At 64.2% G+C, this 23,896-nt stretch carries 23 protein-coding genes; 16 read left to right on the forward strand and 7 right to left on the reverse strand.

The genetic code is table 11. From position 1 onward, the window contains the following. The first annotated feature begins 34 nt into the window (after nucleotides 1-34). The 8 genes from ACNAOU_RS05410 (at nucleotide 35) to ACNAOU_RS05445 (ending at nucleotide 8,337) form a co-directional block, all read left to right on the forward strand. A complete protein-coding gene (locus ACNAOU_RS05410) occupies nucleotides 35-733 on the forward strand; it encodes a GntR family transcriptional regulator (protein WP_422758205.1) in 699 nt (232 codons plus the stop codon). A gap of 275 nt (nucleotides 734-1,008) precedes the next feature. Continuing rightward, entirely contained in the window at nucleotides 1,009-2,016 is a 1,008-nt protein-coding gene (locus tag ACNAOU_RS05415) for a sugar phosphate isomerase/epimerase family protein (protein WP_026267076.1), read from the forward strand. Further along, on the forward strand, nucleotides 2,013-3,767 hold the full coding sequence (gene dhaL / locus ACNAOU_RS05420; RefSeq protein WP_354627250.1) for a dihydroxyacetone kinase subunit DhaL: 1,755 nt from the start codon (nucleotides 2,013-2,015) through the stop codon (nucleotides 3,765-3,767). The genes ACNAOU_RS05415 and dhaL overlap by 4 nt, the downstream gene beginning before the upstream one ends. Then, the gene (locus tag ACNAOU_RS05425; protein ID WP_110505848.1) at nucleotides 3,764-4,246 is read left to right on the forward strand and encodes a ribose-5-phosphate isomerase; all 483 of its coding nucleotides are present in this window, start codon (nucleotides 3,764-3,766) and stop codon (nucleotides 4,244-4,246) included. Before dhaL ends, ACNAOU_RS05425 begins: the two co-directional genes overlap by 4 nt. Before the next feature lie 2 nt (nucleotides 4,247-4,248). After that, nucleotides 4,249-5,247, forward strand: a complete 999-nt coding sequence (locus ACNAOU_RS05430) for a 3-hydroxyacyl-CoA dehydrogenase family protein (protein ID WP_018777124.1) — start codon at nucleotides 4,249-4,251, stop codon at nucleotides 5,245-5,247. Nucleotides 5,248-5,262: 15 nt separating this feature from the next. Continuing rightward, nucleotides 5,263-6,027: an SDR family NAD(P)-dependent oxidoreductase gene (locus ACNAOU_RS05435; RefSeq protein WP_018777125.1), complete on the forward strand. Its 765-nt coding sequence runs from the start codon at nucleotides 5,263-5,265 to the stop codon at nucleotides 6,025-6,027. Nucleotides 6,028-6,181: 154 nt separating this feature from the next. Beyond that, nucleotides 6,182-7,531: an MFS transporter gene (locus ACNAOU_RS05440; RefSeq protein WP_018777127.1), complete on the forward strand. Its 1,350-nt coding sequence runs from the start codon at nucleotides 6,182-6,184 to the stop codon at nucleotides 7,529-7,531. Nucleotides 7,532-7,533: 2 nt separating this feature from the next. Then, nucleotides 7,534-8,337 carry a triose-phosphate isomerase family protein gene (locus ACNAOU_RS05445; RefSeq protein ID WP_422758206.1) on the forward strand — a complete coding sequence of 268 codons (804 nt, stop codon included), beginning with the start codon at nucleotides 7,534-7,536 and terminating at the stop codon, nucleotides 8,335-8,337. Here the strand turns inward: ACNAOU_RS05445 and ACNAOU_RS05450 are convergent. Then, nucleotides 8,334-11,972 carry a TM0106 family RecB-like putative nuclease gene (locus tag ACNAOU_RS05450; protein ID WP_422758207.1) on the reverse strand — a complete coding sequence of 1,213 codons (3,639 nt, stop codon included), beginning with the start codon at nucleotides 11,970-11,972 and terminating at the stop codon, nucleotides 8,334-8,336. The two genes, ACNAOU_RS05445 and ACNAOU_RS05450, sit on opposite strands and share 4 nt — an antisense overlap. A gap of 109 nt (nucleotides 11,973-12,081) precedes the next feature. On the opposite strand from ACNAOU_RS05450, the gene ACNAOU_RS05455 reads away from it, so the two are divergent. The 3 genes from ACNAOU_RS05455 to ACNAOU_RS05465 all read left to right on the forward strand — a co-directional run bounded on the left by ACNAOU_RS05455 (nucleotide 12,082) and on the right by ACNAOU_RS05465 (nucleotide 15,611). After that, a complete protein-coding gene (locus tag ACNAOU_RS05455; protein WP_026267077.1) occupies nucleotides 12,082-12,537 on the forward strand; it encodes a nucleoside deaminase in 456 nt (151 codons plus the stop codon). 101 nt (nucleotides 12,538-12,638) lie between these two features. Continuing rightward, on the forward strand, nucleotides 12,639-13,073 hold the full coding sequence (locus tag ACNAOU_RS05460) for a CBS domain-containing protein (RefSeq protein WP_018777131.1): 435 nt from the start codon (nucleotides 12,639-12,641) through the stop codon (nucleotides 13,071-13,073). Nucleotides 13,074-13,172: 99 nt separating this feature from the next. Further along, nucleotides 13,173-15,611 (forward strand): Tex family protein, encoded by a 2,439-nt coding sequence (locus ACNAOU_RS05465; protein WP_422758208.1) that lies wholly within the window; start codon nucleotides 13,173-13,175, stop codon nucleotides 15,609-15,611. A 111-nt stretch (nucleotides 15,612-15,722) separates the two neighbouring features. Here the strand turns inward: ACNAOU_RS05465 and ACNAOU_RS05470 are convergent, their stop codons facing one another. From ACNAOU_RS05470 to ACNAOU_RS05480, 3 genes are read right to left on the reverse strand one after another with little or no spacing between them, the layout of a single operon-like run. Beyond that, nucleotides 15,723-16,742 (reverse strand): alpha/beta hydrolase, encoded by a 1,020-nt coding sequence (locus ACNAOU_RS05470; protein ID WP_422758209.1) that lies wholly within the window; start codon nucleotides 16,740-16,742, stop codon nucleotides 15,723-15,725. After that, on the reverse strand, nucleotides 16,739-17,131 hold the full coding sequence (locus ACNAOU_RS05475; protein WP_018777134.1) for a DUF1622 domain-containing protein: 393 nt from the start codon (nucleotides 17,129-17,131) through the stop codon (nucleotides 16,739-16,741). The genes ACNAOU_RS05470 and ACNAOU_RS05475 overlap by 4 nt, the downstream gene beginning before the upstream one ends. A 30-nt stretch (nucleotides 17,132-17,161) precedes the next feature. Beyond that, nucleotides 17,162-18,076, reverse strand: coding sequence for an MSMEG_6728 family protein (locus ACNAOU_RS05480; protein ID WP_422758210.1), 915 nt, complete (start codon nucleotides 18,074-18,076; stop codon nucleotides 17,162-17,164). Between the two features lie 83 nt (nucleotides 18,077-18,159). On the opposite strand from ACNAOU_RS05480, the gene ACNAOU_RS05485 reads away from it, so the two are divergent. From ACNAOU_RS05485 to ACNAOU_RS05495, 3 genes are all read left to right on the forward strand, one after another. After that, entirely contained in the window at nucleotides 18,160-19,191 is a 1,032-nt protein-coding gene (locus ACNAOU_RS05485) for an adenosine deaminase (RefSeq protein ID WP_422758211.1), read from the forward strand. Between the two features lie 145 nt (nucleotides 19,192-19,336). After that, complete coding sequence (locus ACNAOU_RS05490) at nucleotides 19,337-20,245, forward strand: glycosidase (RefSeq protein WP_039240145.1); 909 nt, start codon at nucleotides 19,337-19,339, stop codon at nucleotides 20,243-20,245. A 92-nt stretch (nucleotides 20,246-20,337) separates the two neighbouring features. Continuing rightward, a complete protein-coding gene (locus ACNAOU_RS05495) occupies nucleotides 20,338-20,622 on the forward strand; it encodes an acylphosphatase (protein ID WP_422758212.1) in 285 nt (94 codons plus the stop codon). A 6-nt stretch (nucleotides 20,623-20,628) separates the two neighbouring features. Here ACNAOU_RS05495 and ACNAOU_RS05500 read toward each other — a convergent pair whose 3' ends face one another. Both ACNAOU_RS05500 and ACNAOU_RS05505 read right to left on the reverse strand, forming a co-directional pair. Then, nucleotides 20,629-21,021 (reverse strand): type II toxin-antitoxin system VapC family toxin, encoded by a 393-nt coding sequence (locus tag ACNAOU_RS05500; protein ID WP_422758213.1) that lies wholly within the window; start codon nucleotides 21,019-21,021, stop codon nucleotides 20,629-20,631. Next, entirely contained in the window at nucleotides 21,018-21,284 is a 267-nt protein-coding gene (locus tag ACNAOU_RS05505; RefSeq protein ID WP_039240147.1) for a type II toxin-antitoxin system Phd/YefM family antitoxin, read from the reverse strand. Before ACNAOU_RS05505 ends, ACNAOU_RS05500 begins: the two co-directional genes overlap by 4 nt. Nucleotides 21,285-21,371: 87 nt before the next feature. Between ACNAOU_RS05505 and ACNAOU_RS05510 the strand changes: the two genes are divergently transcribed. Both ACNAOU_RS05510 and ACNAOU_RS05515 read left to right on the forward strand, forming a co-directional pair. After that, entirely contained in the window at nucleotides 21,372-21,974 is a 603-nt protein-coding gene (locus ACNAOU_RS05510; RefSeq protein WP_189075982.1) for a TetR/AcrR family transcriptional regulator, read from the forward strand. Continuing rightward, the gene (locus tag ACNAOU_RS05515; RefSeq protein WP_422758214.1) at nucleotides 21,971-23,032 is read left to right on the forward strand and encodes an SDR family oxidoreductase; all 1,062 of its coding nucleotides are present in this window, start codon (nucleotides 21,971-21,973) and stop codon (nucleotides 23,030-23,032) included. The genes ACNAOU_RS05510 and ACNAOU_RS05515 overlap by 4 nt, the downstream gene beginning before the upstream one ends. Here the strand turns inward: ACNAOU_RS05515 and ACNAOU_RS05520 are convergent. Continuing rightward, entirely contained in the window at nucleotides 22,978-23,886 is a 909-nt protein-coding gene (locus ACNAOU_RS05520; protein WP_422758215.1) for a ribokinase, read from the reverse strand. The two genes, ACNAOU_RS05515 and ACNAOU_RS05520, sit on opposite strands and share 55 nt — an antisense overlap. Nucleotides 23,887-23,896 lie beyond the last annotated feature (10 nt).

Consider the following 23,896-nt stretch of genomic DNA (forward strand, 5'->3'; position numbering starts at 1 on the left):
GGCCATGGGTCCGCGTTCCTATAGGATTTGTGGCATGTCTCAACCTTCGCCGGCAGTCGCCCGCCCCGGCTTTCCTGTCAGTCGCCAAGTCCTGGCCGACCACGTGTATGAAGCCTTGCTCGAATGGCTCATGGACGGCCGGTTGGAGCCCGGAGCTGCCGTCAGCATCGACGGAATGGCGCGGGAACTGGACGTTTCGCCGACGCCGGTGCGTGAGGCGCTGGCCCGCTTGGAGCATACGGGGATGGTGCGTCGTGTCGCGCTGAAGGGTTACCGGGTGGCGCCGGTCTTCACCCGCGAAGACTTCGCCGAACTGATGGAAGCCCGGCTCTCAATTGAGCCCGTCAACGCCCGCCTGGCGTGTGCCCGCATGACCCCGGAGGGCTTGGAAGCGCTGAAGCAGGCTGTGGAGGACTTGAAGACAGCTCCCAGGGGCCGGACGTTCGCTGAATACCGCAACTATCTCGAAGCAGACGAGCGATTCCACCAGCTCATCGCGGCCCAGGCCAGCAACCAGTTCCTCTTGGCGGCCTATAACACCCTGGGCGGACAGATTCAGCGCTTCAGGCTGTTCGGGGGAGTGGGCATCACTGATGCTGAGCAGGCAATCTCCGAGCACCAGGCCGTGCTGGATGCGATGATGAGCGGCGACCCGGAGAAAGCCGCGCGGAAAATGACCGAGCACGTGGAAAAGGTGCGCGGCCGGGCGATCGCGGACGCGCCGGCAGACTGACCAGCCGACGCCGGCAGACTAACCAGCCCGCGCCGGCAGACTAACCAGCCGACGCCGGCAGACTAACCAGCCCGCGTCTGGTTGGGCATGGACTTGCCCGCTGACCGGCACGTCCATGCCCGCAGAGACCCGTGCGCCCCGTCACCAGCTCCAGTGACCCCCTTCACAGACATATGTAAGACATATAGGATCTAGGAAGTTTCCGAAAAAGCTTGACAGTTCTTCTCTGTTCGTAAATCCTATAGGAAACAGGATTCCACGAAGGAGTGATCATCATGGCGTATACCGCCGAGAATTGGCCCATTACAGCGGCCCTCCTGCAGTTCCCGGGCACCGACAGCACGGGCCTGGACATCAACGACGCCGATGCTTCCGTCTGGGCCGAAGTCCTTCAGGAAGTGAAGGAAGCAGGGTTCGCGAACGCCGACCTGACCGACAGCTGGGTCCGTCCGGGAGACCTCAGCAAGGACCGCCTCGCCGAGTTCAAGCAGACCGCGGACCATGTGGGCATCGGGATGCCGGTGATCTCAGCAATTCGTCGCAGCGTCATCCACAGCACGGACTGGGCCGACAACCTCGCCTACAGCCACCGCACCATCGACGCCGCCGCAGAGCTCGGTTGCGAAGTTGTCTCCATCGGACTCCACCAGGCCATCACTGCCGAGCAGCAGAAACAACTCTGGTTCTGGACCGTGGAGGGCTACAAGGATCCGGTCGGGGACAAGGAAGCATGGGGCAACGCGGTCTCCCGTATCCGGGAACTCGGAAAGCACGCAGCCGAGGCCGGCATCTTGCTCTCCTTGGAAATGTATGAGGACACCTACCTGGGCACCTCCGACTCTTCCGTCCAGTTGGTCCAGGACATCGGCCTGGACAACGTTGGCCTGAATCCGGACCTTGGCAACCTGATCCGCCTGCACAGGCCCATTGAGGACTGGCGGGAAATGGTGGCCAAGACCCTCCCGTACTCCAACTACTGGCACATGAAGAACTACATCCGCGACGAAGACGTAGCCCGCGACAGCTACATCACCATGCCAGCCCCGATGGAAAGCGGACTCATCAACTACCGCGAGGCCTTCAAAGTGGCGCTTTCGGTGGGCTTCCAGGGCATCCTCTGCACTGAGCACTACGGCGGAGACGGCCTCAGCGTGACCGCGAGCAACCAGGAATACCTCCGCCGGCACGTCCTCCCGAAGTCCGATGGCTATGCGCTGGGCACGAGCCAGGTCGCCCAGGGACGGCAGCAGCCCGCGGCAGCGTTGGCAGGAGCCGCGAAATGACACAGATCTTTGACAACCCGGCAGACTTCGCCGACGAAGCCCTCGACGGTTTTGTCGCTGCCAACCGCGGCTACGTAGCCAGGGTGGACGGCGGAGTGGTGCGCTCCACCGAAGTACCCGCCGGCCAGGTGGCGCTGGTGGTTGGTGGAGGTTCCGGGCATTACCCGGCCTTCGCAGGACTCGTCGGACCCGGCCTTGCGGCTGGTTCGGCGTGCGGCAACATGTTCGCCTCCCCGGCGGCCGGCCAGGTCTACCGCGTGGCCAAGGCTGCCAATGCGGGCGGGGGAGTCCTCCTCAGCTACGGAAACTACGCCGGCGACGTCCTCCACTTCGGCCAGGCCCAGCTGCGGCTTAACGCCGAGGGCATCGAAACCCGCACGGTCACCGTCACCGACGACATCGCCAGTGCGCCTATTGAGCAGATCGAAAAGCGCCGCGGCATTGCAGGGGACCTCACGGTCTTCAAAATCGCCGGCGCCGCCGCAGAAGCAGGACTGAACCTCGACGACGTCGAGCGTTTAGCCATCAAGACCAACTACCGCACACGTTCCCTCGGTGTGGCGTTCGACGGTTGCACGCTCCCGGGAGCCACGGATCCGCTGTTCCATGTCCCTGCCGGCCAGATGTCCCTCGGCCTGGGGATCCACGGCGAACCCGGCATCTCCGAGCACCCCATGCCCACGGCCTCCGAGCTCGCCGATCTCCTGGTGTCCAAGCTGCTGGCCGACAAGCCGGAGGACGCAGGGGACCGCGTCGTAGCGATCGTCAACGGACTGGGCACCGTCAAATACGACGAACTTTTCCTGCTGTTCGGGAAGATCGAAAAACTGCTCAGTGCCGCAGGACTGACGGTCGTTGAACCTGAATGCGGCGAGCTGGTGACCAGCCTGGACATGTCCGGACTCTCGCTGACGCTGCTGTGGCTGGACGAAGAACTCGAACAGTATTGGGCAGCACCCGCCGACACTCCCGCCTTCCGAAAGGGCAGCATGGCACCGCGCGCAGCCCGCGCGGCTGCGGCCATCGACGACGCCGAAACCGCCGACGTCGAACAGCCCACCCCGGCTGCCGCCGAACTCGGGCGGCAGGCCATTGCGGTCCTCGCCCAGGTGCGGGACGTCGTCGTCGAGCATGAAGAGGAGCTCGGCAAGCTGGACGCAATCGCCGGCGACGGCGACCACGGTATCGGCATGCGCCGCGGCGTGGATGCCGCCGCGCAGGCCGGAGAAGCTGCGAGCGGTTCTTCCGTTGCGCGGATTCTTGCCAGCGCCGGTGAGGCGTGGAGCGAGCGGGCCGGTGGCACTTCGGGGGCGCTGTGGGGTTCGGCAGTCATCGCAGCCGGGTTGTCGCTCGGAAACCGGGAGTCCTACAGTTCCAAGGATGCCGCCGCTGCGGTGGAAGCCTTCACCAGCGCCATCACCGAACTCGGCAAGGCCGACCCCGGTGACAAGACCATGGTGGATGCCCTCCTGCCGTTCCGGGACGCCTTCCTTGCAGAGCTCGACGGCGGAGCTCCCGTTGACCGCGCACTGGCTGTCGCCGCTGCAGCGGCCGAGTCCGCTGCCGCCAATACCGCTGACCTCCGGCCGCTCAAGGGCCGCGCACGTCCCCTCGCCGAGAAGAGCATCGGCCACCCTGATCCCGGTGCAGTGTCCTTCGGCCTGATCGCCGCAAGGATCTCCCACCACATCGATTCACAACTAGCCGCCGCGGCTCCCTCCACAGCGGCCGGAAACGGAGCATCAGAATGAGCAACACACCAGGCTGGCGCATCATCGTCGGCAACGATGAAGCCGGAGTGGAATACAAGAACGCCCTCCTGGCCCTGTTGGAAGCTGACCCGCGTGTTGCGTCAGTGACCGACGTCGGCGTGGGTCCCAACGATTCCACGGCCTACCCGCACGTGGCCGTCGACGCTGCCCGCAAGGTGGCAGAAGGCGCAGCGGACCGGGCACTGCTGATCTGCGGAACGGGACTGGGTGTGGCCATCGCGGCCAACAAGGTGCCCGGCATCCGCGCAGTCACTGCGCACGACAGCTACTCCGTGGAACGTTCGGTCCTGAGCAACAACGCACAGGTCCTCACCCTCGGTCAGCGGGTGATTGGCCTTGAACTGGCCAAGAAGCTGGTCGGCGAGTGGCTCAGCCACCGTTTTGACGAAAACTCATCCTCCGCCGCCAAGGTGGACGCCATTTGCTCGTACGAGCCCGACTACACAAAGGCAGTCTGATCATGACCGTTTCCGAAGGCACTCAAACCACTGAAGCCGCTGTGAACAACGCAGCCCGGAAGATCGCCGTCGTTGGCTCCGGCTACATGGGCGGCGGAATCGCGCAGGTCCTGGCACTCGGTGGAGCACGCGTTGCACTGGCTGACGTGTCCGCCGAAGTTGCGCAGAAGAACTATGACCGCCTCCTGGTGGAGTCCGAGCAGTTCATCGCGGACGGCCTTTTCCCTGAAGGTTCCACGGAGATCCTCAAGCAGAACTTGTGGGCTGCCAAGGACATCGAGGAAGCTGTTGCCGACGCCGACTTCATTGAGGAATGCGTTCCCGAGGTGCTGGAGATCAAGCACCAGACGCTCGCACGGATCAGCGCCGCAGCCCGTCCGGATGCAGTGATCGGCTCCAACACCTCAACGATTTCCATTGCGGCGCTGGCCGAGGCCGTGACAAACCCGGAGCGTTTCCTGGGCGTCCACTTCTCCAACCCGTCACCGTTCATTCCCGGCGTGGAGGTCATTCCCCACGCAGGTACTTCCGCGGCAACGGTGTCCGCTTCGCGTGACCTCGTCCACGCGGCCGGAAAGCAGACCGCCGTCGTGAAGGACGTCACCGGCTTTGTCCTCAACCGCCTGCAGTACGCGCTGTTCCACGAGGCGGCACAGCTGGTGGAGCAGGGAATCGCAACAGCCGACGACGTCGACACCCTGGTGCGCACGACGTTTGGCTTCCGTTTGCCCTTCTTCGGTCCGTTCGCCATTGCGGACATGGCCGGCTTGGATGTCTACAACTTCTGCTACAAGTCGCTGCAGACCGGATTCCCGGAGCGCTTCGCGACGCCGAAGATCCTCTCCGACTTGGTGGAGGCCGGCAAGCTCGGCACCAAGACCGGTGCGGGCTTCCTCAATGTTCCGGCAGAACGCACCCCGGAACTGATCGCCTACCGCAACAAGGCCTACGTCGCCATGCAGAAGCTCATTGAAGAGCTTGGCCCGGCCCCGATCAACTAATCCAGGAGAAACCACATGACTTTCCCCGCAGAACGCACCGCAATCGTCACGGGTGCTGTTTCCGAGCGCGGCATCGGCCGCGCCACCGTCAACTACCTCGCCGCGCAGGGCTGGAACATCGGCATCATCGACCTCGATGACGCCGCCTGCAAGGCTGCCGCGAAGGAGATCGCCGCCGAATACGGTGTCCAGGCCCACGGCGTCGGCGCCAACGTTGCCAGCGAATCCGAAGTACGTGCAGCCATTGACGAGCTTGAGGCTGAACTGCCCCAGATCGTGGCACTGGCCAACGTTGCCGGCGTCAGCTCGCCCATCGGCTACCTCGAACTCGAGCCGGCCGAGTGGGACCGCGTGCTGAACATCAACCTCAACGGCGTCCACTACGCCACTCGGCGCGTTGCCGAGTCCATGGTGAAGAACCGCATCGGCCGAATCGTCAACATTTCATCGGTTTCCGCCCAGCGTGGCGGCGGCACGTTCTCCAAGACCCCGTACTCCGTAGCAAAGGCGGGCGTCATCGGACTGACCCGTGCTACGGCGCGCGAACTGGGGGAGTACGACATTACCGTCAACGCCATCTCACCGGGGCCCATCGACACCGACATCATGGGTGGCACGCTGAGCCAGGAACGCAAAGATGAACTCACCAAGGACCTGGTAGTGAACCGCGTGGGCTCCACGCGTGACATCGCCGCCGCCATCGCCTTCCTCATCAGCGAGGACTCCGGATACATCTCCGGCCAGACGCTGAATGTGGATGGCGGACTGTACATGCACTAGGCCTTCGCCGATGAAGACCTGGACCCGAGAAAGAAAGATCTACCTTGCCGTGGGCGTCGTCGTCTGCGTCGTGGGCCTGGTGCTCATTTTCTTCCCGCGCTGATAGCCCGCTGAGGTTATCTCCCCCTAATTGACTACTCAAAGAGGAGTTTCGATGTCTGTTGCCTCGAGTTCCACCAAGGAATTGCTGGATTCGCCGGTCCTGAAATCGGCCATATCCAAGGCTTCATTCCGGCTGATGCCCATGTTGGTCATCCTGTACGTAGTAGCTTTCCTTGACCGTACCAACGTGGGCTTCGCCGAAGCGGCACTCGGTGTGGACAAGGGCATCACCGCCGGGGCCTACGCCCTGGGTGCCGGTATTTTCTTCATCGGCTACGCCCTGTTTGAAATCCCCAGCAACCTGCTGCTGACCAAGTTCGGCGCGAAAATGTGGCTTGCACGCATTGCGGTCACGTGGGGGATTGTGTCCGCTTGCTTCGCGTTCGTGCAGGGTGAAACCTCGTTCATCATCCTCCGGTTCCTGCTGGGCGTGACTGAAGCCGGGCTGTTCCCCGGCGTCATCATGTTCCTCGCCGCATGGTTCCCCAACAAGGTCCGTGTGAAGATGTTCGCCATCTTCTACCTTGCCCAGCCGTTCTCGCAGATGATCGGCGCCCCGCTCTCGGGCTGGCTCATCAACATTGGTGACCAGGTTCCGGGGGTTGCCGGGTGGCAGGTGATGTTCTTCGTCGAAGGCATGCTCGCTGTCCTGGCGGGTATTGCTGCCTTCTTCTTCCTCATCAACAGCCCCCAGGATGCCAAGTTCCTGAGCAAGGAAGAAAAGGTGGCCCTGACCGATGTCATGGCGCTGGAAGACACCGTGAAGGAAGAATCCGGCCCCCGCGGCGTCATGGCTTCGATGAAGAATGGCAAGGTCTGGTACTTCACCGTCATCTACTTCTGCCTGCAGATCGCGGTGTACGGTGTCACGTTCTACCTTCCCCAACAGGTGTCCCAGCTGACAGGACAAAAGGTAGGGCTCGCCGTCGGACTGCTGACCGCCATCCCATGGTTCTTTGGCATCTTTGCCTGCTTCTTCATCGGGAAGGCAGCCAACACGGTCCTCCGCCGGCGCCGCTGGGGCACGGCTTTGTTCGTCTCCACAGGTCTGTGCATCTTCGGTTCCGCCTGGGCCGGCGCCAACCACCAGCCGGTCCTCGGCATCATCTTTATCACCCTGGCGGTGTGCAGCTTCCTGGCGATCGGTCCGATCGCATGGTCATACCCGACGGCGTTCCTCACCGGAACGGCTGCAGCTGCAGGCATTGGCCTCATCAACTCCCTGGGTAACCTGGGCGGTTTCGTCGCACCGATCCTGCGCACCTCAGTCAACCAGATGACGGCCTCGGACACGGGGACCATGGGTGTTTACGCCCTTGGGGTCCTGCCCTTCCTGGCCGCGGTGATGATGTTCGGCACCCGTGTCTTCTCCAACAAGGCCGACGAGCTGCTGGACAAGTAGTAATGAACGCAGCAGCCGTGACCTCTCAGGACGCCCTATACATCGGAGTCAGTACCAAGATGTACATGGGGTACGCCCGCAGCCTCGCGTGGCTGGAGCAGTTGGTGGCAGAAGTGGACGCCCGTCCGGCCCTCGCGGCCGGGCGGGTAGTCCCGTTTGTCATTCCTTCCTTCCCGGTCCTCCCTGCGGCAGCTGCGCTGGTGGCTGACTCGCCGCTGGTCCTCGGCGCGCAGAACTGCGGCTGGTCCGACGGACCCTGGACTGGTGAGGTTGCGCCGTCCATGCTGGCGGAGCTCGGCGTTGGCCTGGTGGAGATCGGGCACGCCGAACGCCGCCGGTACTTTGCCGAAGACGATGCGGTGGTGGCCCTGAAAGTGGGCGCCGCCGTCGGGTCCGGCCTTACTCCGCTGTTGTGCGTTGGCGAGACCGAGGTCTGCGCGCCGGAGGCCGCAGCAGAGATTGTCTTCCACCAGATCAAGGCGGCCGTGTCCGGCGACTGGGCCGTGGCTGCCCGGCTCGTGATTGCGTACGAGCCGGTGTGGGCCATTGGCGCTCCCGAACCGGCCTCGGCCGAATACGTTTCCCAGGTGGTCGGCGCCTTGCGGGGGGCTTTGGCGCAGCACGCTTTGCCGGGCCTTCCCGTGATCTACGGGGGCTCGGCGAAACCCGGCCTCCTGCCCCGACTTACGGGTGTTTCCGGCCTCTTCCTTGGCCGCTTCGCGCACGACGCCGCGAACTTTGGCCGTGTCCTGGATGAGGCCCTGAGTTTTTGTACAGCAGACGCCCTTAAGTCGCCCGCCCTCTAAAGGGCAGTAAGTGTACAAAAACTCCGCTGGCAGAGGGCCACGAAGCTGCCCAGGTTTTCCAGTCCTTCCGGATGTGTCGGCAGGTAGTTGGTCAGTTCGGGAGAACGCACGACGACGGCCCGCCACTGTCCGCGGGAGACCGCCACGTTGATCCGGTTGCGTGAGAGCAGGAACTCCATGCCGCGAGGGACTTCTCCGGCGGCGGATGCAGCCATGGACACGATGACCACGGGAGCTTCCTGGCCTTGGAATTTGTCCACTGTCCCTACCCGGACCTTAATCAGGCCGGCAGCGTGGAGTTCATGCTTGATGAGCTGTACCTGCGCGTTGTAGGGCGCGACCACCAGGATGTCGCTCTCGTCCAGGGCACGGACCTCCAGGGCACGGCCCTCCAAAGCACGGCCCTCCGGGGATGGGCTTTTCGGGGATTGGGAGGGGTCGTGCCATGTCAGGCCGAGGTGGGCCTGCACTTGCCGGAGGACTTCCGCCGCTTCCTCGGCTGAGGATGTCGAGTTCCCGGTGTGGTGGACGTAGACGGTCGAAATTCCCGGGCCGGCACCTTCCAGCCAGCGCTCTGAGGCTGCGGGTGCCGCTTCCAGCCGGGAGTCGTACGAGAGCTCGGACACGGCACTGCACAGATCCGGATGCATGCGCCATGACAGCGCCAGGAAGTAGCCAAGCTCAGCCGGCAGTGTGTTGTAACCGTCGGATAACCAGCCCAATGCTGACTCGTCAACGGGCTCAGGGTGCGTCCCCTGGGTGACCTGCGGGAGCTGCTGGGGATCACCCAGCAGGAGGAGCCGCTTGGTTGCCCGGCTGACGGCCATGGTATTGGCCAGGGAGAACTGGCCCGCTTCGTCGATGACCAGCAGGTCCAGGGCTCCCGCAGGGACCTCCTTGCCCACCATGGCCCAGGCTGTGCCGCCGATCAGGGCACCGCCGGGCATGGACAACGCCTCCGCCACGTCGGCCTTCCCGCACCCGTTCCACGGCACGGGATCGTTGTGTTTGACCTCCTTGGCCACCCGCATCGGGTCCACCCCGGCCTTCTCGACGGCGGCACACAGCATGTGCTCGACCACGGCGTGTGATTGTGCCACGACGCCGACCTTCCAGCCCTCGGCCACGAGCCGGGCCAAGACGTGCGCGCCAACGTAGGTTTTTCCACTCCCCGGAGGGCCCTGGACCGCCAGGTATGAATGGTCAAGGTCCTTCACTGCGGCGGTAATTGCGTCAATGTATCCGTCGGGCCCGGACCCAACAGCGGGCAGTGCGTCGAGGCTGCGCAGCCTGGGTGGTTGCCGGCGGACCAGATCCAGCGCCGCGTCCTTGGGCCATGCGGGCAACCCGTACCGGAGCTTGGTGGCCAATGCTGCCAGCGCTGCCCTCTGACCGTTCGTCGGAATGGGGCTGTCAGGGGTCAAAGCCATGGGCAGTTGGGTGAACTCCGTGGAGTCCTTGCGAAGGCTTTCGGCGATGATGACTGACTCGAAGTCCCCGTCTTCGCCCACCTCAGTGACTTTGGTGTTGCTCCAGCCGGCGCGGCCGAGAACTGATGATTCCTTCGCTGACAGGGCCTCCGGCAGCGGGGGGCCGTACATCCTGAAGTAGCTCTTGCCCGGATCCAACCCCGCACCGTCACCGGAACGTCCAAGCAGTTTGACGATTCGGACCGGGTTGCTGCGGGGCGTTGGCTTGGCCCAGTCCTGCAGCAACTCGGCATGGTCCACGATGAACAAGTCACGGGCGTCGTCCCATTGGGAGGTGGGCTTCTCAAGACGATCGAAGTGGCCCCACCAATGCTGCTTGTCCTCACGCCGGTGGTAGCCGACACCCGCTGCGACAATGCGGATGGCCAGGGCATCCGGAGTGGCTCGTTCGGCCTCCGGGAGCCCTGCGAGGTAGTCGAACAGTGCCGTCTCTTCGGGTGCGGCCTCGTACTTGTTCGCGTCCCGGTCTTTCGGGTTCCCTGGCTGCGTGTCACCGGTCTCGTCGCGGAACGATCCGGGAGTGATTGAGCGTTCCGCCGCCCGCGCAAGCAACCAGTTGCGCAGTTCCAGCGTGGAGAGGCAGTCGTACTCGTTGTAGTCCCGGATACCTTCCAGGATCTCAGCGGCTACGGCAGCCTGTCCGGTGTCCCGGGCCGTACAGAAATCCGCGTAGGCCACCACGGACGCGCCAGCGTCGGTCACGTCACCGGAGCGGAGGTGCTGGCCCATGTACAAGGGCTCAAGTTTCTTGATGCTGTAGGAGTTCGAGGAAATCCGGATACTGTGCCGGACGGTGTCGTAAAGGTCCACGAGGACGCCTTCGCGCAGGAGGTCGTCGACGGCGGTTTCACCCACCACATGTGTCAGGGAAAGATTACGCAGTGCAGTTTTTTCGTAGGCAGCGTAGTGGTAGATATGCATGCCCGGATATTGTGCGCGGCGCTTGGCGACGTATTCCAGGAAGTCCACGAACGCCTGGCTTTCCTCCGTCCGGGAGTGCGCCCAGAAGGGACGGAACACCGGAGATGCGCCGGGCTCAACAGGGTTCTCCACGACACCGAACAGGTATTCCAGGCCCCATTTTCCGGTAGCTGGATCCTGCCACAGGGGGTCGCCTTCGAAATCGAAGAAGATGTCGCCGGGGTCCGGCGTCGGGAGGCGTCCCAGCGTGTTGTCAGCCAGCACGTTGTAACTGATTGCTTTGGCTTCTCCGGACGCGTCCGTGTACTCCACAGTGCCGTCCGGGGTCCCGGTTCCCGTTTGGAGCCTCGCCTGTTCCCGGAGCCGCAGCAGCGTGGGATCGCCCGTGGCCGGCAGGGCGGCCAGCTGGTCGATGGTGGTGACGCCGTCCTCGAGCAACTTCTTGCGTTTGCTGATACGCATGCCCGCGACCATGAGCAGATCCCGGTGCAGCTGGACCTGCTCCGCGCAGTAGTCGCAGCGGCCACAGGCAGAGTACCGGGGGTCGCCCCAGGCAACCGGTTCGCTGCCTGAACGGTGCGCAGCGGTCATTCCGAGGAACCGTTCGCGGCGTTCCTTGAACACGGGCAGGATTTGGGAAAGCGGATGATCGCTCTGGACCCGGTTGCCCAGCACCAGGGTGATCTGGGGGTCCGGTGTGATGCCGGCCTGAATGAGTTGGTCCCCATAGGCGGCCAGCTGCAGGAGGGCTGTGACTTTGGCGTGGCGCGCCAGCTTGGTGTCGAACACTGCATACTGACCGCCTGGCCGCTTGACCAGGAAGTCGGATCGACCGTGGAACGTGCCATCAAAGAAGGCGGCCTGGAAAACGACATCCGCACCGGCACGCAAGGCATCGAGGGATTCCGCATGCTTGGCCCTCAGCGTGCCGCGGTCCATCGCAGTGGCGGGAACGACGTCGTAAACCCCGGTTCCCGTGGCCGGGTCCCACTGGCCGAACCGGTCGACGAATTCCTCCAGAACCCGGTGTTCGTGGACGTCGCCGAGTGCCGCAGTGCGTTCCAGCATGGCATCGGCAGGGAATTCCGGCTTCGGAGTGCGGCCCAGTTTTTCGTCGAGCTTGCGGAGCAATTGGTACTCGCAGGTAGCCGCGATCACCAGATCGCTGGCCGAGAAGACCAGATCCTGCGGGGCGCCTGCCGGCTCCGGATCGAGAAAGAACACCGCGGGCCACCTGCCTTCCTTGCTGTGAATACCCTTGCAAGCCAAGCTATCAGCGGGCCCCGACAATATAGCCCGGCAATGTAGCCTCCCTCCGATTTAGACTGCACCCATGACCGAAACAATGCCCACAGCAGATCCCGCGTTCGAAGCCGCCTACCAAGCCGCGCAGAAGAGCCTCAACGAGGGCGGAATCCCCATCGGAGCCGCCTTGGCGAGGGCCGGAGAAGTCATAGCAAGCGGGCATAACGAGCGCGTCCAGCACGGCGACCCCATTGCGCATGGGGAAATGTCGGCACTGCGTGCGGCCGGCCGGCAAAAGAGTTACCGCGACACCACCCTGTACACCACCCTTGCCCCGTGCGCGATGTGCACCGGGACCATCATCCAGTTCAAGATTCCGCGCGTGGTGGTGGGGGAGGCCGAGACGTTTCCGGGCGAATTCGAGCTCCTGCGCTCACGCGGCGTGGAGGTCATTGTGCTGGATGACCAACGCTGCGTGGACATGATGCGCACCTTCCAGGATGAGCATCCGGAACTCTGGGCCGAGGACATCGCGGAGGACTGAAATCCTTCTGGTCACGGCTACTTGGCGGGCGTAGTCTGGCATCATCGGCGTTGGAGCCGAAGGGCCCCGCGTCGATAATCCCAATCGATGAAGGAGGACCCATGAGTGCCGTGCGTGAATTCATGACGACGAATGCCCAGTGCATCGCCGAGGACAAAACTCTCCAGGAAGCCGCCGTGCTGATGAGGGACCTGGACTGCGGTTCGCTTCCCATCTGCGGCAATGACGGCAAGCTCACCGGCTTCATCACGGACCGCGACATCGTGGTCAAGTGTTTGGCCGAGGGCAAGGACGCCCGGCAAGTCCTAGCCAGCGAGCTCGCCGGCGGCAAGCCCTACTGGGTGGACGCCGATGCCAGCGTTGACGACGCCGTGGCCATGATGGAGGAGCACCAGGTGCGCCGCCTGCCCGTCATCAGCGACCACAAACTGGTGGGCATCATCAGCCAGGGTGACATTGCCCGCAACCACTACGCCGAGCAGCGCCTCGGCGAAATGGTGGAGCACATCTCCGCCAAGGAGCACATGGCGCACTAAACCACGCCGGAGGGCAAGGCCAGCTGCCGCGAGGCACTCCCGCCACGGGAACGCCTCGCGGCCCGTTCCCACAGGCAAGCCCTCGTGAGGCAAACTGTCATGGTGACTTCAAATCTCCAACACCAGTCAGCCGACTCCGCCATCCACGCACAAATCGCAGAAGAACTCGGCGTCAAAGCCTGGCAAGTCAAGGCCGCGGTGGAACTGCTCGACGCCGGATCCACCGTCCCCTTCATCGCCCGCTACCGCAAGGAAGTCACCGGGACGCTCGATGACACCCAGCTGCGTGACCTCGAAGAGCGCCTCAGATACCTTCGTGAGCTGGAAGAACGCCGCAAGGCCGTCCTCGAGGCGATTGCCTCGCAAGGCAAGCTGACCCCGGAACTGGAGGCCGCCGTCGTCGGGGCCGATACCAAAGCCCGGCTCGAAGACATCTACCTTCCCTTCAAATCCAAGCGGCGCACCAAAGCGCAGATCGCCCGCGAAGCCGGTCTTGAGCCGTTGGCCGACGTCCTTCTCGCCAACCCGCAGCTGGACCCCGCCGCCGAAGCCGCCAAGTACTTGAACAGCGAGCACTCCATCGAGGACGCCGCCACGGCGCTCGCCGGTGCCCGTGCCATTTTGGTGGAGCGCGTCGGGCAGGACCCGGACCTCGCCGAGGACCTCCGGGAACGCCTGTGGAAGCAAGGCCGCATGGTCTCCCGCGTCAAGAAGGGCATGGAGGCCGAGGGCCAGAAGTTCAAGGACTATTTCGAGTTCACGCAGGTGCCGTCCGGGATGCCGTCGCACCGCGTGCTTGCCCTGCTGCGAGGCGAGAAGGACGGCGTCCTTGAGCTGGATCTCGCCGAAGCAGACCCGGCCGACGACGACGCCCTGGCCGCCGCCCGCGGCAAGTACGAGAACGCTGTGGCCAAGTGCCTCGGCGTCGCCAACCAGGGCCGTCCCGCCGATGCATGGCTGATGCAGACGGCTCAGCTCGCCTGGCGTGGCAGGATCCTGGACCGCCTCACCACGGATCTTCGCGGCCGCATGTTCGCTGACGCAGAGGACGAGGCTGTGCGAGTCTTCGCGGCCAACCTTCGCGACGTCCTGCTCGCAGCCCCGGCCGGCAACCGGGCCACCCTGGGACTGGACCCGGGTCTGCGGACGGGTGTGAAAGTGGCTGTGGTGGACGGCACCGGCAAGGTGGTCACCACGGACACGATCTACCCGCACGCTCCCGCCAGGAAATGGGACGAAGCCTTGGCAACCCTGGGCCGGCTCGCCAAGCAGCACAACGTGGAACTCGTGGCGATCGGCAACGGAACGGCATCCCGTGAGACGGATAAGCTTGCCACCGAGCTGATCAAGTCCCTTGAAGCTGCCGGCTCCAAGGGGATCCAGAAGCTTGTTGTCTCCGAGGCCGGAGCTTCTGTCTATTCAGCATCTGCCTTGGCGGCTTCGGAACTTCCCGGGATGGACGTTTCGCTGCGTGGTGCTGTGTCCATCGCACGGCGCCTCCAGGACCCCTTGGCGGAACTGGTGAAGATCGAGCCAAAGTCCATCGGCGTGGGCCAGTACCAGCACGATGTCACTGCCGCGAAGCTGGACCGGTCCTTGGACGCGGTGGTCGAGGACTGCGTGAACGCCGTGGGCGTGGATGTGAACACCGCCTCGCCTGCGTTGCTGAGCCGCGTGGCCGGCGTCGGGCCGTTGCTGAGCGAAAACATCGTGGCCTACCGGAACGAGAACGGTCCGTTCGCCAAGCGCAGCGACCTCAAGAAGGTTCCCCGCTTGGGGGCCAAGGCGTTCGAACAGTGCGCCGGCTTCCTCCGCATCACCGGGGGAGCGGAGCCTCTGGATGCCTCCAGCGTGCACCCGGAAGCGTATTCCGTGGCCCGCAAGATCCTGGTGGCAGCGGGCGGGGGTCCCGCCACGGCGCTGGATCCGCAGGCGTTCGTTGACGGTACCTTCGGCCTGCCGACGGTCAAGGACATCATGTCCGAACTCGAGAAGCCCGGCCGCGACCCTCGTCCGGCGTTCAAGGCGGCGTCGTTCTCCGAGGGCATCGAGAAGATCTCCGACCTCAAGCCGGGCATGATCCTGGAAGGTACGGTCACCAACGTTGCCGCGTTCGGCGCTTTTGTGGATGTCGGGGTGCACCAGGACGGTCTGGTGCACGTCTCGGCCCTGTCCAACAAGTTCGTCTCTGATCCGCGCGAAATCGTGAAGTCCGGCCAAGTGGTCCGCGTCAAGGTGCTGGAGGCCGACCCGGAGCGCAAGCGCATTTCCCTGACGCTCAGGCTCGACGACGAACCCGGCTCTGCAGGTGGCCGCACCTCGGGTGGGCGTGCAGCAGGAGGGCGCGACTCGGGCGGTCAGCCGGGCCAGCGGGGCGGCGGCCAGTCGGGTCAGCGCGGCGGTCAGCCGGGCCAGCGGCAAGGCCAGGGCAGCCCGCAACAACGCAGCCCGCGACAGGGCAAACCCCAGCAGACCCAAGCAGCTCCGGCCAACACCGCCATGGCTGAGGCCTTGCGCCGGGCGGGGCTTGGCAAGTAGGCCTGCCGCCTACGGATCCCCGCGGGCTGCCCTCGTTTGCGTACCCTCCCGTGCTGCTACGGGCTGCAAGGCCCACTGCAGCGGGCCAACAACGGCGGGACCGGGCGAGGGCTACAAGCCCGCTGTCCTGGCTTCCCACTCCATGGCGTCGGCCGGTTGCAGGGCCATGGGCAGCCAGCGGCCGATGCGCTCAAACGCTTCCCTGCGGATGGGTTCCGGGGAGAGGAAGATGTCGTGGAAGGCGTTCGGCAGCCGGCTCACTGTGACTGTGTCCGCCAGGGAAAGGGCACGGTGGGCCACGGCGTCTACGTTCAGTGCCACGTCCGCAGTGAGCGCATCGGCGGACCACTTCGGTTGCAGGTAGCTCTTGTCGGAGAGCAACACGAGCACGGGTGTGTCGATGCCCAGACCTGCGGCGACTGTTGCCTGGCCGCGGAACACAGCGTCCAGGAATGCCGGCGTGATGGGGAATCCCCGGTCGGGGCGCCAGTCGAGGTTGTAGTCCCATTCGCCGTCGAGGGCTGCTGAGACTGCACGGGTGTAAATTCCCGGATCCACGGGCGGCAGCGGCGCCAGCGGGTGGAGCCGGGCATGCAGACCCACAAGCGGCGCAATTGCGCGGCGGCCAAGTTCGGTGGCCTGGAACTCCAGCCACGGGCTGTTGAGGACCAGTGCCGAGGCCATACCGGGATGGCGGTGCGCCCAGAGGCTTAGTGTCAGCCCGCCGGTGGAGTGTCCCAGCAGGATGAGTGGACGGTCTTCACCCGGCGCACCTGAACGCCCCATGGCGTCCAAGGCGGCCGCGATGTCGGCGTCGTAATCCGTGAGGTTGGTGACGAACCCCGGTACCAGTCCAGGCCGCAGGCTGCGGCCGTAGTTATGCAGGTCCAGGGCGTAGAAGCGCGCCCCGGCCCGGTGCCAGAATTCGGCGAGGTGGCGTTGGAAGAAGTAGTCGGACCAGCCATGTACGTAGAGGACGTCTGCGTCGAGGCCAACGCCATCCGGAGCATCGAGCCATTGCGGACCGGAACCGACGTAACGCACCAAGGTGGCGACAGCGTCGCCGTCGAGCTTCAGCGTTTGCTGTTCAAAGCCTTCGCCAAGAATGTCCGGTCCCCACGGCTGCGTCATGCATCCGATCGTAGCGGCTCGGTGGCGTCCGGGCTCTTTTCCTTCTGCCACGGCCAGCGGCCGGTTATTTCCAGTTCGAGCGAAAAGCTGAGGAAGGTCCGGATGAGCACGATGATCGCCAGGACGCCGACACTCTCGAAAGTTGGCGTCACCGCGACGGTACGGATGATGTCCGCCGCCACCAGGAGCTCAAGGCCCAACAGGATGGAGCGGCCCAACAACTGCCGGTAGGCCCGGTATGGGGTGAACGGCGCCAAGCCCCTGGCCCGTTCCGGCTGGTAGCCGCGCAGGGCCATGGGGATGGAAACCAAAGCTCCAACCACCATGACGGCCACCCCCGCAGCATCCATGTACCTGCCAACGGCCTCGATGATGTGCTGGAAATCCATGGCCCTCCCTGCGTTGGTGGAAACGTGCCGCTACTGCGCGGGTGCGGGGACCGGGAAGAACACCCGGGGATCCTGCAACAGCGCCGGGTAGTCGAAGTCGGAGCGTTTGATCACGTTGGTGACCTCGAAGTTGCGCGCGAAGCGGCCGTTCACGGTGATGGGGCGCCCATGGATAAGGCCGACGGCGAAGGTCTGGCCGCCGTCGAACGGGACGGCCAGTTCGGTCTTGCCGGGCAGGGTGTTGAACGCCTGCTCCTGGGCCTGGCGCTTGCGCGTGGGCTTCTTCTCAAGCTGCTTCACCGGGCGCTTTTTGGGGCCCTTCACCTGCCGCCGCGACTTTTCCTCGGCGTAGACGAACTGGTACTCGTCTGGGTCCGCCGGCGCCGCGGAACGGGCCTTGCCATGCGGAGGCATGCTGACGGTGGTGAGCTCTTCGGGACGAAGGTTCTCAACGTTGGAGCGCAGGATCCACAGGCTGTCCTCTTCGGGATCTTCCGGGTGGAACTCATGCTTGGGCTCCGGCCACACGTATTCCAGCTTCTCCTCGGTACCCGGGAAGATCTGCGTGTAGTGCTTGGGGTCCTTGCTGATCAATTTGGAACGGTGGCTGAGGTGCAGGTCCTCGTGTCCCAGCCACGGCGGCATGATGATCCTGGACGCGTAGTCCGGGTGGGCGGCCTGCGGCGCGAACTCCGCGATGTTGGTGCGGGTGTTGTCCGGGTGGCCGCGTTCGATCCATTCGTCGGCCATGGCCAGGCCATACATGGTGAGTGCCGGAACGTGGCCCATCCACATGCGGACCGCCGGGTGGGACTGCCAACCGTACTCCGGGATCACCAACGCGCGGAGGACCTGGAGTGCTTCGACGCGCTGTTTGCCGAGCCTTGACGTGTCGAGTGCCGCAGCGCTCTGACGGAAATCGGCGAAAGGGAGGAAAGTCTGCATCCTTTCAGTTTGAGGGTGCCGGGCGTGAGAACCAAGTTGAGTGCTCCGGGACACGTGCCCGTGTTCGGGCCTAGAGTTGCAGGGTGGATACTATTGGCGAGAAAACAACCACCCCGGCACCTCCGGTTGCCGAACTGCACCTGCACATCGAAGGGACCCTCCAGCCAGAGCTGATCTTTGCCCTGGCCGAACGCAATGGCATTGAACTGCCCTATGAAGACATCGAAGAACTGCGCGGGAAGTATGAATTCTCCGACCTGCAGTCCTTCCTGGACCTCTATTACGCTAACATGGCCGTCCTGCAGACCGAACAGGATTTCACGGACATGACCCGCGCCTACCTGGAGCGCGCCGCCGCCGGAGGAGTACGGCACGCGGAAATCATGATGGACCCCCAGGCCCACATCTCACGCGGAGTGGCCTTGGAGACCTGCGTCAACGGCGTGGCCAAGGCCCTGGCAACATCGGAAGAGGACTTTGGTGTCTCCACCCTCCTCATTGCCGCCTTCCTGCGGGATATGTCCGAGGAATCCGCGCTGGAAGTGCTGGACCAGCTCCTTGCCATGCATGCTCCCATTGCTGGCATCGGCCTGGACTCGGCCGAGGTGGGCAATCCGCCGTCGAAATTTGAACGCCTGTACCAGCGCGCAGGCGAGGCCGGGCTGCGAAGGATCGCCCACGCCGGCGAGGAAGGCCCCGCCTCCTACATCACGGAGGCGCTGGACGTGTTGCATGTTGAGCGGATCGATCACGGCATCCGGTGCATGGAAGACACCGATGTGGTGCAGCGGTTGGTGGCCGAGCAGGTGCCCCTGACGGTCTGCCCCCTGTCCAATGTCCGGCTTCGCGCCGTGGACAAGCTGGAGGACCACCCGCTTCCCGAAATGCTGGCGATCGGCCTGAACGTCTGCGTCAACTCGGACGACCCCGCCTACTTTGGCGGGTACGTGGACGATAACTTCGGGAAGCTGGTTGAGGTCCTGAAGTTCTCGGTGCCCGAGCAGGCTACCTTGGCTGCCAATTCCATCCGGTCATCCTTCGCCAGCGAGGCGCGCAAAACAGAGCTCCTGGACGAGGTCACAGAGTGGGTCAAATCATCGGTGACGCGGGCCTGAACCGCTCCAGCCGAGACCCGTGGATCACTTGCGGCGATTGTGATGTCACACTCAGTCACGACACACGGTGTTTACCAACTGCAGTCGCGGGAATTAACAATTCATTGGCAAACTGCAAGGGAATAACCACCGTAGAAGGAGAAGCATGGGCGCGAACACCGCCGAGAACACCAACCTTCGTCTGAAGGCCGTCCTGGACATCCTCGCAGAGGGCGTATGGTCCGGGGCAACGCTGAACGCCGGCGAAGTGCTGGCCGAAGCGACTGCGCGCGTTCCTTTCAACGACCACGAGGCCGAACTGCTCAGTGGCGGAATTCCGCGCGGCCACAAGACGCTCACCTCCGCCTCGGCCAAGTTGGTCAAGGCCGGCTGGCTGGTCAAGGGACGTTCGGGCTGGACCATTCCCGAGGACGGCTTGCGTGCGACGGTCGCGTTCGGCGACGTTGCAGCTTTTGCAGCAGCGCTCGACGCCGGAACGCCGGTACCAGCCGACGTCCCGGTTCCCACCGCGCCGCCGGTGAAGCCCCAGGCGAAGAAGGCAGCGGCGACCAAGCGTGCTGCTGCGAAGAAAGTGACCGCACCCAAGGAAGCGGCCACCGACGTGGCCGAGCCGAAGGTTGCCGCCGCCAGGGTGTCGGCCCCGAAGGCCACTGCCACTAAGGCTGCCGCGGCGAAAGCCGCACCTGCGGCAAAGAAGGCCACCACGCGCAAGGCGCCGGCCAAGGGCAAGGCGGCCACCGCCGTCGAGACGTTGCCGCAGCCGGACGCCGTCGCGATTGCCGGGGACTTCAACAAGATCCTTGGTGCCCCCGAGGATTGGGCGCCGCAGTATGACGAAGCCCAGATGACGTTCAACCCGTTGGTCCAGGTATGGACGCTGACGGCTGAACTGCCCGCTGGTTTCTACACCTACAAAGTGGCCCTGAACCGCTCGTGGGACGAGAACTACGGTGCGTTCGGCGTCCGTGACGGCGCCAACCACGAGTTGAACCACGACGGCGGCACGGTCACCATCACCTACAGCCACGAAACGCGCGACATCGTGATCGGCTAGCTTGTTTGCTGCCGGATCCCGCCCTTGTCAGGCCCGCACGCCCTTATACGGTGAACGGGCCGGACAAGGGCGGATCTGGTTAAAGTGGAGCCATGACTGACGGGACCGTTCGGCTCACAGCCCGCATCACCGGCGTCGTCCAGGGGGTGGGCTTCCGCTACTGGACTGCCCGGAAGGCCGACGAACTCCTGCTGACAGGGACGGTCCGTAATGATCACGACGGTTCCGTCCGGTTGCTTGCCGAGGGTTCGGCAGCCGACGTTGACCGCCTCGTGAAGTGGCTCCAGTCCACGCAGGCGCCGGGCCACGTTGAGAAGGTGGATTTCGAGCTCTCCGACGGTACAGGGGAGTTCGACGACTTCCGGATCGTGGGGTAGGCCTGGCTAGGTTCCGGGCGACATGGTCGTGAGCCCGGATTCCTTCGCGGCCAAGCACAGTTCCTGGTCATAGGCCACCACGGAGTCCACTTGAAGCCTGATGGCGGTTGCCAAGTGAATGGCGTCTGCGCTCCGAAGTTGCCTGGGCAGCGCTGAGGCATACATTAGATCCGAACGGGTGACATCAACAAGGTTGAGGCCGGCAAGGACGTCGTTGACTTGGTCAAAGGGAAGGCTGCGTCGGCGTGCAGCGCAGTGAAGCTCGGTGTAGAGGAGCATGGAAGCCACCAAGTGACCTCCAGCTAACCGGACTCCCTGGAGATGCGCGGCCAGAGCTTCAGATTCCTGCTCATCCACAACAAGCTTAAGAATCGCGGAGGTGTCCGCGTAAACGATCACCGGTCTCCGCGGAGGTCAGCCAGGATGTCGGCCGTGGTCATATCGCTGCTGACACGCGCCACAAGGCGGAAGTCCACGGGTGACTCGATCGCAGGCCGGATGCTTCCTGCTTGGAGCAATCGTTCAAAGGGCGAAGCGGATGGCGGAATGAGGGTGGCCGCGACCTGGCCGTTATTGGTGACGTCGATGACTTCGCCATTCTTGACGCGTTCCAGAATCTTGCTGCTCTGGTTGCGCAGTTCCCGGTGGGGAATAGTTGTCATGATGATCCTCCGTAGCAATCGTAGCAACTGTAGCATCTAACCCGGCTGTTTGTGGAAATAATATATAGACTGGTCTATTATCTAGATATGTCTTCTTCATACCCCAAAGGAATCGCAACCCGGCAGCGTTTGGTCGAGTCCATGCTTGATCTGGTCCAACTTCACGGCTATCACGGAACCGGACTCAACACTGTCCTGGCCCGGTCCGGTGCTCCCAAAGGCTCGCTCTATTTCCATTTCCCCGAAGGGAAGACGGGGCTCGGCGTTGCCGCCGTGGCGCTGGCCGGCGATCACTTCGGAGAACTGATTGGCAAGGCCACGACGACGGCCACCTCACCTGCGGCGGTAGTGGACGCACTCATTGCCGAACTCAAAAACATCCTGGAAACCAGCGATTATCAGGCAGGTTGTCCCGTTTCCTCCGTCGCCTTGGACGCGGCATCGGAGAATGAGCCGCTGAGGGAGGCGTGCAGCCGCGTCTACGACGGATGGATCCAGGCCGTATCCGGCTACTTGTCCACGTTCGGGGTGGAAGAGGGAAACGCCCATAGCCTGGCGACATCGATCATTTGCCTGGTGGAGGGCTCGCTCATCCTGTCCCGCGCTCACAAGTCCACCCAGCCAATGGACGCAGCCGCCGGGACGCTCAAGACATTGCTGGCAGCAACCCAGGCCGGAGCAGGCGCATGAGCCTCCGCCATGCCTTGGTGTTCGGAGCCACGGGCCACATCGGGCAGTGGCTGGTGCGGGAACTCCTGCACCAGGGGGTGACCGTCACAGCCGCGGTGCGCAGCGAAGATTCCTTCCACCGGCTGGCGGACTGGCTCGCGCGTCACGATGCCGACGGCACCGCAAAGCACGTGCTCGTGAACTTTAACGACGCCGGCTTGGGTGTTGATCCTGGGTCGGACGAATTCCGGACCGTGACTGAAGTCCACAATGTCGCCGGTGCGTTCGCGTTTGGCATGACGGCCGATGATGCCTACTCCGCGAACGTGACCAGCGCAGAACGGGTGGTTCGTTTCGCCTCGCAGCTGCCGGCGCTGACCAGGCTGGTCCATCTGTCCGGCTACCGGGTGGGCGGCCAGGACCCGAACGAGGTGCCGTGGGACGACTCGCGCCGCGCCAGGGAATACAAACACCTGGGCGCCTATGAAGGGTCCAAGGTGGAGTCCGACGCCGTCGTGCAAGCGACAGCGCGTTCCCTGGGCGTCCCTTTCACCGTGGTCAATCCGGCCTCCGTGATCGGAGATTCCGTCAACGGCGAGTCGCGGCAGGGCCTGGGCCTCGCGGCGAGCGTCATGGACCTCTCCCGTGGAAAGCTGCCCGCACTGCCCGGGAACAACCGCACGTTCGTCCCCGTGGTGACTGTGGACTACCTGGCGTCATTCATGGCGCTGGTCCCCATCACATCCGAGGCGGAAAACGCCTCGTACTGGGTTCTCGATGACGCCACGCCGCCGTTGCCGGAACTGTTGCGCATGCTCGGGAAGCACCTGAAGGTCAGGGTCCCGTGGTTGAGAATCCCCAGTGCTCTTCTGAAGAGGCTCCCGCCCAAACTCACCGGCGCGGATCCGGAGACGTTGTCGTTCCTCTCGGAAGAGCGGTATCCCACCGCGGCAGCGCTCGCCTTGGCTGAGGCACACGGATTGCATCATCCGCCTGTGGAGACTGCCCTGAAGCGGTGGGCGGATTACTTGGTGGCGGCGGAACCCGCTGCATCAGGCAGGCGCGTCGCCTCAATGTAGTGTTCCAAGGAATGCAAGCCGGGCTGGGACGAGGCATCGCGGACGGCGTCAGCGCCCACGGCGTTGGCTACGGCCAGGGCATGGCTGTGGTCCAAGCCGGATTGCAAGGCAAGGACCAGGGCTGCGCAGAAGGCGTCGCCCGCGCCGATGGTGTTGGCGATGTCCTTGACTTTTACCGCCGGAGCCTCGGCGACGCGTTCGCCGTCGACGAAGATTGCCGAGCCCTCGCCGCCGTAGGTCACCGCGACCAGCGGCGCATTCTTGAGGGCGGGGATCAGCTCGTATTCGGTTTCGTTCACGATCACCAGATCGCAGCGCTCCAGGAGTTCCGGCAGGATCGGCGCTGCCGGTGCGGCGTTGAGTGCGAAGAATCCCGGTGCGCGGCGGGCAGCTTCCAGAACCACGTCCTGGTCCACTTCGAGCTGGCACAGCAGGGCTTCTTCTTCGCCGAATGACACCCCGTCCAAGGCCACTGAGCCGTTGGCGCCGGGGCACACCACAATTTGGTTTTCGCCGTCGCTGTCCACCAGCACCAAGGCAGTTCCCGTCGCCGCTTCCACGCGGGCAACGCTGTGGATGTCGACGCCGGCACCGGCCATTGCGTCCAGAAGTGTCCGGCCGGCGTCGTCCTCGCCAACGGCCCCCACCATGCGGGAGCGGCCGGAAAGCCGGGCCGCAGCAACTGCCTGGTTGGCGCCCTTCCCACCGGGCTGCTGGCGGAGGACTGCTCCGCCGACGGTTTCACCGGGGGAGGGCAGCCGGCTGGCCGTTGCCGTGATGTCGAGGTTGATGCTGCCCACCACCGTGAGCGTGGAGCTGGAAATGGGCGCGGAAGAGTGCAGGGGAGTGCTCATGGAAGGTCCT

The sequence above is a fragment of the Paenarthrobacter sp. C1 genome (genome assembly GCF_049315185.1).
Classification (GTDB): Bacteria; Actinomycetota; Actinomycetes; order Actinomycetales; family Micrococcaceae; genus Arthrobacter; species Arthrobacter nicotinovorans.